The organism is Candidatus Accumulibacter propinquus (assembly GCF_056856495.1).
Map to the genome: position 1 here is coordinate 123,619 of NZ_JBSEHC010000007.1, position 12,885 is coordinate 136,503.

Below are 12,885 nucleotides of genomic sequence, written 5' to 3' on the forward strand. Positions count from 1 at the left end.
ATGGATCACCATGACCAGCGCTGAAATCCGCGACAAGTTCCTCAAGTTCTTCGCCTCCAAAGGCCACCAGATTGTCGCTTCAAGTTCCCTGGTGCCGCATGCCGACCCGACGTTGCTGTTCACCAACGCCGGCATGAACCAGTTCAAGGACGTCTTCCTCGGTTTCGACAAGCGGCCTTACCTGCGCGCGACGACATCGCAGAAATGCGTGCGCGCCGGTGGCAAGCACAACGACCTCGAGAACGTCGGCTACACCGCGCGCCATCATACTTTCTTCGAAATGCTCGGCAATTTCTCCTTCGGCGACTATTTCAAGCTTGACGCCATCCGCTACGCCTGGGAATTGCTGGTCGAGGTGTACCACTTGCCACCCGAGCGGCTGTGGGTCACGGTATACGCCGAGGACGACGAGGCCTACGACATCTGGACACGCGAGATCGGCATCCCGGCCGAACGCGTGGTACGCATCGGTGACAACAAGGGCGCACGCTACGCCTCCGACAATTTCTGGATGATGGGCGATACTGGTCCCTGCGGACCATGCACGGAAATCTTCTACGACCACGGCGAAGGGATCCCCGGCGGACCGCCGGGATCGCCGGACGAAGACGGCGATCGTTACATTGAAATCTGGAACAACGTCTTCATGCAGTTCAACCGTGACGAGGCCGGGGTCATGCACCCGCTGCCCAAGCCGTCGGTCGACACCGGCATGGGACTCGAGCGCACGGCCGCGGTGCTGCAGCACGTACACAGCAACTACGAGATCGACCTGTTCGTCCGGCTGATCGCCGCCGCCGCGCGCGAGACTGCTGCGTCCGCCCTCGACAACCCGTCCTTGCGTGTGCTTGCCGACCACATTCGCGCCTGCGCTTTCCTGATTTCCGACGGCGTCATCCCCGGCAACGAGGGACGTGGTTACGTGCTGCGCCGGATCATCCGGCGCGCCATCCGGCATGGCTACAAGCTCGGTGCGCGCGCGGCCTTCTTCCACCGCCTGCTGCCCGATCTGGTGGCCGAAATGGGTGCGGCCTATCCCGAACTGGTCACAAACCAGGACCGCGTGTCGGAAGTGCTGCGGCAGGAAGAAGTGCGTTTCTTCGAAACCATCGAGCATGGCATGAGCATCCTCGAAGGCGAACTCGCGACGATGTCCGGCCAAGGCGTGTTCAACGGTGCGACGGCATTCAAACTGCACGACACTTTCGGTTTCCCGCTCGATCTCACCGCCGACGTCTGCCGCGAGCGCGGGGTGAGCGTCGACGTTGCCGCCTTCGATGCCGCCATGGCGCAGCAGAAGGAACAGGCGCGTGCCGCCGGCAAGTTCAGGTTGGCTGCGGTGCTCGATTACAGCGGGCCGACGACGAACTTCCATGGCTACGAATCGCTCGAATTCAACGGTCAGGTGCTGGCGCTCTACCGGGACGGCAGCCCGGTCGATGCCCTCAGGGAGGGCGACCTGGGCGTCGTGGTGCTCGACGAAACGCCGTTCTACGCCGAATCCGGCGGTCAGGTCGGCGACCGCGGCGTGCTGCAGAGCACGCAGGGCATTTTTGCGGTCGAGGATACGCAGAAAATCCAGGCCGCCGTCTTCGGTCATCAGGGCGTCGTCCGGACCGGGCTGATCCGCGTCGGCGACGCTGTCGCCGCCAGGGTCGACGTGCTGGCGCGCGCACGCACGGTGCGCAACCATTCGGCGACGCATCTGATGCACAAGGCGCTGCGCGAGGTGCTCGGCGGGCACGTGCAGCAGAAGGGTTCGCTGGTCGATGCCGAGAAGACGCGCTTCGACTTCGCGCACAACGCTCCGATGAGCGCCGACCAGATTCGTCGCGTCGAAGTCATGGTCAACAACGAGATCCTTGCCAATGCGGCGACCGAGGCACGCATCATGCCCATCGAGGAGGCGCAGCGGTCGGGCGCGATGATGTTGTTCGGCGAGAAGTACGGCGACGAAGTGCGGGTGTTGACCATCGGTTCGTCGAAGGAGTTTTGCGGCGGCGTGCACGTCCGCCGTAGTGGCGACATCGGCCTGTTCAAAATCGTCTCCGAGACCGGCGTCGCCGCCGGTATCCGCCGTGTCGAGGCGGTTACCGGCGACAACGCGCTGGCGCTGGTTCAGCAACAGCAGGCGACGCTGGCCGAAGCGGCTGCCGCGTTCAAGGCGCCGCTCGCGGAAGTCCCGGCCAAGCTCGCCCAGGTGCTCGACAGCGTCCGCGCACTGGAGAAGGAACTGGCACGCCTCAAGGCCAGGCTGGCATCGGCGCAAGGCGACGAACTGCTCGCGCAGGCGACCGAAGTCAAGGGCGCCAGGGTGCTCGCCGCGGTCATGGACGGCGCCGACGTCAACGCCTTGCGCGCGACCATCGACAAACTGCGCGACAAGCTGAAGAGCGCCGCCGTCGTGCTCGCCTCGACCAGCGACGGCAAGATCACGCTGATCGCCGGCGTCACCGCCGACCTGACCGGCAAGGTCAAGGCCGGCGAACTGGTGAACATGGTCGCCCGCCAGGTCGGCGGCAAGGGCGGTGGTCGTCCGGACATGGCGCAGGCCGGCGGCAGCGACCCGGCAGGTTTGCCGGCGGCGCTGGCCTCGGTTCGGGCCTGGGTCGAACAGCGGCTGTGAGCCGGCAGTGAAGCGACCCGAGCCGGCACTGCAGCACTTCGCCAGCGACAACTACGCCGGCATCTGTCCTGAGGCCCTGGCCGCACTGCTGGCGGCCAACGACGGCCACGTCCGCTCGTATGGCGACGACGAGTGGACGCTGCGTGCGGCAGACCGCCTGCGCGAGCTGTTCGAGACCGAATGCGACGTCTATTTCGTCTTCAACGGCACGGCGGCCAATTCGCTGGCGCTCGCCGCGCTTTGCCAGTCGTACCACAGTGTCATCTGCCAGCAACTGGCGCACGTCGAGACCGACGAATGCGGCGCGCCGGAGTTCTTCTCCAACGGCGCGAAGCTGCTGGCGGTCGCCGGCGAGCAGGGAAAACTGACGCCGGCAGCGATCGTCGACGTCGTCACCCGCCGCCGCGACATCCACTATCCCCGGCCGAAGGTGGTGACGCTGACGCAGGCGACCGAAGTCGGCACCGTCTACCAGCCCGACGAGTTGCGTGCCATCGCCGACACGGCGCACGAACTGGGGCTGCGTGTGCACATGGACGGCGCCCGTTTTGCCAACGCCGTCGCCGGTCTCGGCCTCAGCCCTGCCGACGTCAGCTGGCGGGCTGGGGTCGATGTGCTGTGTTTTGGCGGCACCAAGATGGGCTTGCCGGTGGGCGAGGCGGTGGTCTTTTTCGACCGGAGCCTTTCCGAAGACTTTGCCTATCGCTGCAAACAGGCCGGGCAACTGGCGTCGAAGATGCGCTTCCTGTCCGCACCGTGGCTGGGAATTCTCGAGAACGGCGCCTGGTTGCGGCACGCCGCGCACGCCAACGCCATGGCCCGCCGTTTGGCGGCGGGTCTGGCCGAAGGCACCGGATTGCCGGCGCTTTTCCCGGTGCAGGCCAACGGCGTCTTTGTGCGGCTGCCGAGCCGCATCGAGGAGGGGCTGCGCGCGCGCGGCTGGTTGTTCTACAACTTCATCGGTGCCGGGGGGGTACGCCTGATGTGTGGCTGGGATACCGCCCCGGAAACCGTCGATCGCCTGCTCGACGACATCCGCGACTTGTCGGCGCCACCGGCATGAGCGCCTGGCGCTTCTGCCCGCTGTGCGGCGCCGGTTTGCAGGTGCGCGCGGTCGCCGAACTGCCGCGACTCGCCTGCGGCGCCAACTGCGGTTTCGTGCATTGGGACAACCCGGCGCCGGTGCTGGCGGCGCTGGTCGAATATCACGGTCGGGTCGTCTTGGCGCGTAACCAGGGCTGGGCTGCGGGTGCGTTCGGGTTGATCACCGGTTTTCTCGAACGCGAAGAGGATCCGGCGGCCGGCGTCGCGCGAGAGGTCAAGGAAGAACTGGGCCTCGACGCGACGGCCGTGACGCTGATCGGTGTGTATCCCTTTGCGCGCCAGCATGAAGTGATCGTGGCCTACCACGTGCGCGCCGAAGGTGAGATCCGACTCAACGAGGAGCTTGCCGAATTCCGGCTGTTCGCACCCGAAAAGCTTAAGGCCTGGGATTTCGGAACCGGGTTGGCGGTCAGGGACTGGCTGGCACGGCGTGTGTCCTGAAGGCATCGGGTTGCCGCCGCTCGCTGTAACTGGCGTTGCTGTTCGGGTCAGCATTGTCGTGTGTGTCTGGATGGCCCCGCCTGCCTCTCGCTTTGATGATGGGCTGTGGCGATGGAAGAACTGATCAAGACCGCTATGCTTGTCCTGGCGCAATTCGTCGAGTTGATGGCGGCGGTGATCGTCTGTTTTGCCTCGGCGAAGGCGTTCGCGCAGTTTGCCCGCGACAGCTTCGACCGCGCGCAGGGAGGCGTGCCGGGCATGCTGATCAGGCTCAACCTCGGCAAATCACTGGCCCTTGCCCTGGAGTTGCTGTTGGGAGCCGACATCCTGAAAACCGCCATCTCACCAGGCTGGACCGAAATCGGCCAACTGGCGGCAATCGCCGCATTGCGTACCGCCTTGAATTATTTCCTGGAGCGGGAACTCCGGAGTTCTGAAGTCCGGAACTGATTGCCCGGCCCGTGCCGGCAGCCCTCGACCTGGCGTCGCTCCGGAACGATTGCGCTGCCTGCCCTCCTGAATGCACCGGACGTCGTCTCCCGCAGCCACCTGGAATGCGCTCGCAGCTGACCTGCGCCTGCCAGGTGCTGTCGAGCCATCGTGCCATATCGCACACTCGGTCTCCAGCCGCCGCCCCATAATTGCCGCACCCGTCTGCCGTCGCCCCCGGAATGCCTGGGCTTCGATCATGCGAGATCTGCCGTAAGCGGAAATCTCGTGTGCGACACCCACCGTACCACTCATCAGGATGACAAAGACAAAATGAAGAACAAGCAGATGCTCATGGGCGCCGTGCTGGCCGCATCGACTCTACTGAACGCAGGCATGGCCAATGCCAGTCCGGTCACTATCGCCATCGGAACGGGTAGTGCCTGGGAATTGGGAAGCGGTTGGGGTGCAGCGTGTTCGGATAGTGCCTGCGATAGCGCGCACAGTTTACTGAACGTGGCCTGGGCCGTTGATCCGGGGCTATCGACCATCACCTTCGCGCTCAACCACGTCGGCGATTCGCACAGCGTGCGTTTTGGCTCGGCAAGCTTTGCCGAGGAAAACGCTCTGCTTGATGCGGACGAAACCGATCACCTCACGCTTTCCGCCATCCTCGCCTTGAAGTCCCCGCTCTTTGCCGCGACAAGCCATCAAGCGCTGGTGACGGCAAGCAGCGGCTTGCTCAAGGATCGGGGATCTCCGAACACCGATCTGCAGATCGCCTTCGAGTCGATTCTGTTCGATTTTGGCACGGGGGGCGAGATCAAGATCGAGTTTTCGCCGTTGGCATGGAACTGCCAAGGCGAGAATCACTGCCTTTACGGCCATCCGGTGGACAACCTTATCGACGTGCGCTTCACGTTGATGGCGGAGTCGACGGCCTCCACGACACTGCCGCCAGCGTCCGTTTCCAGTGTGCCGGAGCCGGCATCGCTGTTGTTGCTCGCCGTTGGTCTCACCGGCGTCTGTGTCAGCCGACGCAACCGGCCGCAACCGGCTCCGATCTAGGAATGGACCTCGCTGTGCTGCACGCAGGGTCCGAACTCCAGAGCGAGCTCCATTTGTTGATGGCACATGTATTGCATAGATTCATTCAAGAAAACCAGCCAGTTGGAGATATACCATGAAAACACTGATCGCCGCTCTAGCCCTTGCCGCCACCGGCGTCGCCTCTGCGGTACCGGTTACAACCTTCGTCGCCAGTTACGGCGGCAGCGACTACTACACGGTTACCGACGATTTTGACGGCAAACTGCTGTGGACCGACGCGCAAGCCGCCGCCGTGGGCATCGGCGGTAACTTGGTGGCGATCAACAATGCCGCCGAGGAGTCCTGGCTGCGCTCGAAGTTTGGCGCTACCGAGCGTTTCTGGATCGGTTTTACCGACCAGACCAGTGAAGGGGTATGGGCCTGGGTGAGCGGTGATGCCGTGACCTACTCGCACTGGAACAGCGGCGAGCCCAATTCCGGCGGCGGCAGCTACGAGGAAGACTACGCCGTGATCAACTGGTTGACCAGTGGGCATTGGAACGACCTGCCAAACACCGGCGCCGGCTTCGGTGGCGGACACCGTGGCATCGTCGAGGTGGCGAAGGTCCCTGAGCCGGCCGTTCTGGGCCTTCTCGCCTTGGGTCTTGCCGGGCTTGGCGCGACACGTCGCAGAAAAGCCGCCTGATTCATTCGCAACTCGGACGATCACGGGAGCTTCGGCTCCCGTTCTGCTTTCCTGGAATGGTCCGAGTGACGGCATGCCGACTGATGCGGCTGCTGATTCACCTTCCCGATCCTTGTAGGGGGAGGTGTATCATCTCAATTCCAGCAGCCAGCCTGGCGGATCTCGATGACCAAGGAAGCGAGCCAATGCAACGTTACCTCCTGACCGAATATGCCGACGCCTGTGCAGAAACGCGGGCAGTTTACGACGATTTCATGCGGACCACCGGTGCGACTTCGGTACCTCTCTGGTTGCGCAGCCTCGGGCACAGCGCCGCGTTGTCCCGGGCTTATTGGGAGCGCGCCAAGGGCACCCTGTTCGGTGGCTCGTTGCCCTTGCCGCTGAAGGAAATGATCGTTTTCATCGTCTCCGCCAAGAATGGCGCGCGCTATTGCTCTGCCTGCCATGCCCAGAGCGTGCTGAGCCTCGACAAGACCCTGGCCTTTGATGATCTCAAGGGTTTCTTCGGTTCCGATGCGGCCGCCAACTTGCCGGCCTACTATCGGACGGTGGTTGATTTTGCGTCCAAGGTTGTCGCCGACGCCAATCGCGTGCCCGATGAGGATTTCGAAGTCCTGATGGACGACGGGTTCAGCAAGGAGGAAATCTGCGAGATCATTGCCGTGATCGATCTCGCCACCATGTTCAATGTCTATACCAGTACGCTGCGCCTGGACCTTGACCCGGAATATCGCGCCATACTCTGATCCGGAAACAGACCCCTCCGCATGAGCAGCATTCCTCAATGGAACGTGCCCGCCACCCAGCAACTGGTCCGGTATGAGGCGCTGGTCCAGCTTTTCGAGGACATCCTCGCTGTCGATGACGTAGCGCAGATCGCAAGGCGCGTGGCGACGCGCTGGAAGTATTTCGCCAATGTCGCCAGTTGGCGGCTGGTGGTAGTCGATGCCGAAGGCTATCTGGTCATCGACGGGGCGCGTGGCGAAGCCTCGCTGGCCGAGCAACAGGGACTCTCGGCCTGGGATGAGTACCACTGGTCCCAGCAGCGCCCCCGCCTGCTACGGCTTGCCGACCCCTCGGGGTGCGGAAATCCGCCCGCGCATCTGGCCGGGCGCGGCATTACCGAGATCCAGGTCCTCCCCTTGATCCGTGCTGAACGCTGTATTGCCCTGCTCAGCGTCGCGGCCAGGCATGAGCCGTTCAACGAACTCGACAACAAGTTCATTCGTCTGTTTGGCGGTCACCTGGCCGACCGCATCTCCGGCATCCTGCGCCGTCGCCAGGCCGATCGCCTGCTGCGTGAAAGCGAGATCCGCTATCGCGGCCTGGCAGAGAATTCCGCCGACTGGGTATGGTCGATAGGTGCAAATGGGCAGGCCTCATACACCAACGATCGCGGCCTGGAACGGCTGGGTTTGAGTCGGGAAGCGTTTTTCCGGACCGATCCCGTAGAACTCGTCCATCCCGAGGACAAAGCCAGGTATCTCGACGTTTTCTCGGCGGCGGTGAAAAACAGGTGTGGCTGGCGTGATGTGTTGCTTCGCTGGCGTACCCAGGACGGCAACTACCTGGGATTCGAGTCCAATGCCTCGCCGATCATCGATGACAATGGCGAAGTCGTCGGTTTTCAGGGCGTTGATCGGGATGTGACTGATCGCCTGCGGATCGAGGCCGAATTGCAGCGCCATCGTGAGCATCTGGAGGAACTGGTCCTTGCCCGCACGGCGGATCTGTCGCTGGCCAAGGAGGCTGCCGAGGCCGCCAGTCGCGCCAAGAACACTTTCCTTGCCAACATGAGCCACGAGTTGCGGACACCGATGAATGCGATCATGGGGATGACTGGCCTGGCGCTGCGCAAGATCGCCGATCCCAAGGTGCAGGACCAGCTCGGCAAGGTGCTCAATGCCTCCCAGCACCTGCTTGTCCTGATCAACGACATTCTGGACATCTCCAAAATTGAAGCCGAGCGCTTCACGCTTGAACGGAAATGCTTCCAGCTCGGCAAGGTGCTGGAAAGCGTATTGGCCGTCATCAAGCAGCATGCCATGGACAAAGGGCTTGATCTCGCAGCCGATCTACCGGCTGAAATCACGGCTCTTTCATTGCTGGGTGATCCCGTACGGCTCGGCCAGATATTGCTCAACTTGGCTGGCAATGCCGTCAAGTTCACTTACCAGGGTGCGGTCAGGCTGCGCGTACGGATGGTCGAAAATACCCCGGACGATGTGTTGTTGCGCTTCGATGTGGAGGATAGCGGCATCGGCATCTCGGCCGAAGATCAGAAACGCCTCTTCACGGCCTTCGAGCAGGCCGATGGCTCGATGACCCGGAAGTATGGCGGCGCCGGACTGGGGCTGGCGATCACCAGGAGCCTCGCTCGCATGATGGGCGGCGAAGTCGGGGTCCTGAGCACTCTGGGGCAAGGCAGCAACTTCTGGTTCACCGCCCGGCTGGGCAAGTCGGCCGCAGCCGTCCCACCCGTCCCACCCGACCCGACTCTTGCTTAGGCACTTGTGGAACGGCGGAACGCGGCGGCAAGCCTAGGGGCCGAGCTTTCGATAGGGCCAGGGTGAATGGCTCGCCGGTCAGCGGCAGTGGTCAATAACCGCCAAAGGACCCAAGGAAATCAATGGATCATCCCTCGATCACCGGCCTCGCTTGTCGGCAACAACCTCCAGGATGAGCGCAGCCAGAGCCCGAGGCTCAATGGGTTTGGCAATATGGCCGGCCATCCCGCTCGCCAGGCACTTGTCCCGATCTTCGTCGAAAGCGTGCGCGGTCTGACCGATGATCGGCAGCTCGGGCGCCAGTTCGAGTATCCGCCGCGTGGCCTGGTAACCGTCCATCACCGGCATCTGGATGTCCATCAGCACGACATCGTAGGCATCCGGGCCGTCGGCGATGATCCGTTCCACTGCCGTGGCGCCATCGCCGACGATCACCAGGCGCGCGCCGTCGTCTTCCAGATTGACTTCCAGCATCATCTGGTTGATCGGGTCATCCTCGACCAGCAGAATGCAGAGGCCCGCCAGCGGTTCGTCGGGTAGCGTCACCGAAGTCGCTTCCCTGGGGTCGGGATGCGGTGCCGTCCGCACATAAGGCAGGCGCACTTCGAACATGCTGCCGGCACCAGGAGTGCTCTCGACCCGGATTTCGCCCTGCATGAGTTCCACCAGGCGTTTGCAGATTGCCAGACCCAGCCCGGTGCCACCGAATTTGCGCGTCGTGGAGCCGTCTGCCTGCTGGAAGGGGTTGAAGACAAAGCCGAGTTGATCCGCGGTCATGCCGATGCCGGTATCGGTGACGCGGAACAACAGTTCCCTGCCCTGGCGTGCGGCCGACAGGGTGACGCCGCCGGTTACGGTGAACTGGACGGCGTTGCTGAGCAGGTTGAGCAGGATCTGGCCCAGGCGTAGCGGGTCCCCGATGCAGGTCGGCGGCAAGTCGGGCGCTTTCTCCAGGCGCAGTGCGAGGCCTTTCACGCGGGCACGCTCGGCGACGAGTTCGAGCGCGTGTTCGAGGACTTCGCCAAGAGACATTTCGTTGGCTTCGACCTGCAGCTTGCCGGCGTCGATTTTTGAGAAGTCGAGGATTTCATTGACGACGCCGAGCAACTGCTTGCCGGAGGTCAGGATTTTCTCGAAGGCGTTGCGGGCTTTTTCGGGATCCTGATGGTTACGCTTGCCGATCTGGGCAAAGCCGAGCACGCCGTTCATCGGGGTGCGGATCTCGTGGCTCATGTTGGCGAGGAATTCGCTCCTGGCGCGCGCCAGGTTCTCGGCGGCGATCAGCGCCTGTTCGCGGGCCTGGATGGCAGCGCGCTGGAGACTGACGTCCACCACACTGACGACCGCGCCGACGATCTGGCCTTTCTCGACAATCGGGCGGCTGGCCAGGGTCACCGGCACGGCATGGCCATCGGCGTGCCAGTAGGTTTCGTCGCCGATACGCGAGTCACATCCCTCCCGCCATCCCTGGCAGGTCGTGCATTCCGCGGCGGGGTAGGGGCTGCCATCCGGACGGCGGTGGTGGAACAGATCGTGCGCGCCACGGCCCATGGCCTGCTCAGCGGTATAGCCGAGCATCTGGCAGGCAGCGGGGTTGGTGAAGGTGATCCGGCCTTCGCCATCGACGCCATAGAGGCCGTCGGCGCTCGATTCGAGGATGCGCGTGGCGCGCGCTTCGGTGGCCAGCAGTTCGGTGGTACGCTGCTCGACCAGTTCTTCGAGGTGCTGGCGGTGACTTTCCAGTTCGGCTTCCGCCTGCTTGCGTCCGGTGATATCGCGCGCCGAGCCCACCGTTCCGATGACCATGCCCCTTTCATCGAGGAAGGGCGCCTTGTGCACATCAAGGTAAGTCAGGCGGCCCTTGAGGTTGCCGAACTCCTCGAATACCGAGGGTCCGTCGTGCTGTAGCGTGATTAAATCGCTGTCCTGGCAGAGTTCGCCGAAGGTGTGCCATTGCGGGTCGTCGGGATGACTGTCGCGCTCCCGCTGCGCGAAGAACATGTCGGTCTTGCCCAAGGGCTCATCGGAGTCGGCGGCGTTCAGGAGTTCCCGGCAGAACGCCCGATTGGCGAACAGGTAGCGCTTTTCAAGGTCCTTGGCCCAGATCATGTCCGGCACGTTGTCCGCCATCCGGCGCAACAGTGCGGCCAAGAGGCGCGAACGCTCTTCGCTCTGGCGCATGGCCTCCTGGACGGACTTCCGCTCGGTGATGTTCATCGAAGTACCGACCGCAAGCTCGGCATTTCCCTGCGGGTCACGCTGGATCACGGAGCCCCGGGTGTGAATCCACTGATACTGTGCCGTCGAGTCTCGTAGCCGGTACTCGAAGTCGAAGGCTCCAGCCTCCGGCTGGATGGCGCGCGCGACGGCCTCCTGGAATGGCATACGGTCGTCCGGGTGCACCCGTGCGACCCAGCGCTGTAGTGAATCCAGTTCTTCGTCCGGCGTCAGCCCCAGGACAGGAAGCATCGCCCGGTCGTAGGCCAGGCGGCCATTCGTGAGATCGAGTTCCCAAAGGATCACCTGGGTGACCTTGATGGCCATGTCCAGCCGTCGCTCGATGCGCTTGCGTTCCGTGATGTCTTCGTAGACGCCCAGGATGCCGATCGTCTGGTTGTTGCTGTCCCTGAGCGGAACCTTGGAAGTGCGCAGCCAGATCGTCCGACCGTCCGGGGTCGGCTGCGGCTCGTCGAAGGACAGCCGGGGGACGCCCGAATCCATGATCGCCCGGTCGTCGGCGCGATAACGCTCGGCCTCTTTGGCCCAGCCCATCTGGTAATCATCCTTGCCGAGAAGTTCCTCCGGATGGGCCTTGCCGGCGTCGCGGGCAAAGGCCGGGTTGCAGCCCAGGTAGCGCAGGTCCCGGTCTTTCCAGAAAACCCGTATTGGCGCGGTGTCCACGACGGATTGCAGCAAGCTCCGGGAGCTGGCCAGCGCGGCCGTCATGTCGAGCAGGGCGGTATGAATGGTTCCCCATTCATCACTTCCAGGCGTACCAATATCGGGTGTCGCCGCGCCATGGTGCACCGCGTCGATGTGTTGCAGCACCTTCTGCAGCGGCCGCTTGATGCTGCGTCTGACGATGACCGCAATCGCCAGAAAGGACATCAGTGCAATCAGCACCGACAGCCCGAAAACCCATCGGCTGGCCGCCGCAATGGCCTGGTGAATCTGCAAACCCAGATCCGCCACACGACCGGACGCCTGTTCGTCCAGGCGGCTCATCGTTTTCAGTACCGCCGCCTGGGCTGCATGGCTGCGGGTGACGGCATCATGGAAGCGATGGCTGGCGATATCCAGTTCGAGGATTTCCCGCCGATAGGCGACGGTCAGACGAATTGCCCGCCTGGCGATTCGCGCAATCTCGGGACTCGATGCAGTGAGCGTCTGCAACCTCAGGTTGAGATCGTCGATGAGCGCTATGTTGGGATTGCCGTTCTGCGGATCTGCCGAAGCAAGTACAGTCCTTTCGGCAATGTTCTTGCCTATCTGGAGCACGGTTTCCCGAAAGCCTGTGATCAGATTCATGATCTGATCGAGGTAATCGGTTGTTTTGCCTGACAGGGTCTGGTCGATCAGAATCCGGCCGATGAGGTTTTCCAGGTTAGCGAGTTCAGCGAGAATCTGCTGGTCGATACCATCCAGGCTGAGCAGGACCCGCCGGATCGCGGCGCACTGGTCAAGCAGTTCGGTTGCCGTGGTGGACAGCGCGGCGATGGCATCCGCCTGTTGTTTGTCCTGGTCCTTTTGTGCGATTGCCAGCAGGGCTGCCGACATCCGCTTGCCGTTGTCCTCCGAAGCTGAACCACTACGGCAACTTCGGCTGATCAAATCGATTTCCGAAAGCGCATCGGACAGCTCGCGAGCAATCAAGGCATTTTCCAGCACCCCCGTCATCTGGTTGCGGGCGATGTCGGTGGCCAGAATCTCGACGCGATTGAAAGCCGTGGCGGCAATTACGGCGATCAATGCAAAGGCGGCCGCATGGAATAGCGCCAACCCGAGCAGCTTCTTGCCGACTCCCGGACGGATGAAAAACACTT

The 12,885-nt window shown here is 63.0% G+C and carries 9 protein-coding genes; 8 read left to right on the top strand and 1 reads right to left on the bottom strand.

The window, feature by feature from the left end; genetic code table 11:
* Window positions 1–10: 10 nt before the first annotated feature.
* The 8 genes from alaS to AC15MQ_RS21410 all read left to right on the top strand — a co-directional run bounded on the left by alaS (window position 11) and on the right by AC15MQ_RS21410 (window position 8,842).
* Window positions 11–2,626 carry an alanine--tRNA ligase gene (gene alaS, locus AC15MQ_RS21375; protein WP_483081271.1) on the top strand — a complete coding sequence of 872 codons (2,616 nt, stop codon included), beginning with the start codon at window positions 11–13 and terminating at the stop codon, window positions 2,624–2,626.
* Window positions 2,627–2,654: 28 nt separating this feature from the next.
* On the top strand, window positions 2,655–3,689 hold the full coding sequence (locus AC15MQ_RS21380) for a threonine aldolase family protein (protein ID WP_483081351.1): 1,035 nt from the start codon (window positions 2,655–2,657) through the stop codon (window positions 3,687–3,689).
* Complete coding sequence (locus AC15MQ_RS21385; protein ID WP_483081272.1) at window positions 3,686–4,171, top strand: NUDIX domain-containing protein; 486 nt, start codon at window positions 3,686–3,688, stop codon at window positions 4,169–4,171. The genes AC15MQ_RS21380 and AC15MQ_RS21385 overlap by 4 nt, the downstream gene beginning before the upstream one ends.
* A gap of 111 nt (window positions 4,172–4,282) precedes the next feature.
* Window positions 4,283–4,621 (top strand): DUF1622 domain-containing protein, encoded by a 339-nt coding sequence (locus AC15MQ_RS21390; protein WP_483081273.1) that lies wholly within the window; start codon window positions 4,283–4,285, stop codon window positions 4,619–4,621.
* Between the two features lie 312 nt (window positions 4,622–4,933).
* Window positions 4,934–5,668 carry a PEP-CTERM sorting domain-containing protein gene (locus tag AC15MQ_RS21395; RefSeq protein ID WP_350496870.1) on the top strand — a complete coding sequence of 245 codons (735 nt, stop codon included), beginning with the start codon at window positions 4,934–4,936 and terminating at the stop codon, window positions 5,666–5,668.
* Between the two features lie 115 nt (window positions 5,669–5,783).
* Entirely contained in the window at window positions 5,784–6,335 is a 552-nt protein-coding gene (locus AC15MQ_RS21400; RefSeq protein WP_287668559.1) for a C-type lectin domain-containing protein, read from the top strand.
* A 185-nt stretch (window positions 6,336–6,520) separates the two neighbouring features.
* The gene (locus tag AC15MQ_RS21405; protein WP_483081274.1) at window positions 6,521–7,081 is read left to right on the top strand and encodes a carboxymuconolactone decarboxylase family protein; all 561 of its coding nucleotides are present in this window, start codon (window positions 6,521–6,523) and stop codon (window positions 7,079–7,081) included.
* A 21-nt stretch (window positions 7,082–7,102) separates the two neighbouring features.
* Entirely contained in the window at window positions 7,103–8,842 is a 1,740-nt protein-coding gene (locus tag AC15MQ_RS21410; RefSeq protein ID WP_483081275.1) for a sensor histidine kinase, read from the top strand.
* A 138-nt stretch (window positions 8,843–8,980) separates the two neighbouring features.
* Here the strand turns inward: AC15MQ_RS21410 and AC15MQ_RS21415 are convergent, their stop codons facing one another.
* Complete coding sequence (locus AC15MQ_RS21415; RefSeq protein WP_483081276.1) at window positions 8,981–12,883, bottom strand: PAS domain S-box protein; 3,903 nt, start codon at window positions 12,881–12,883, stop codon at window positions 8,981–8,983.
* Between the last annotated feature and the right edge of the window lie 2 nt (window positions 12,884–12,885).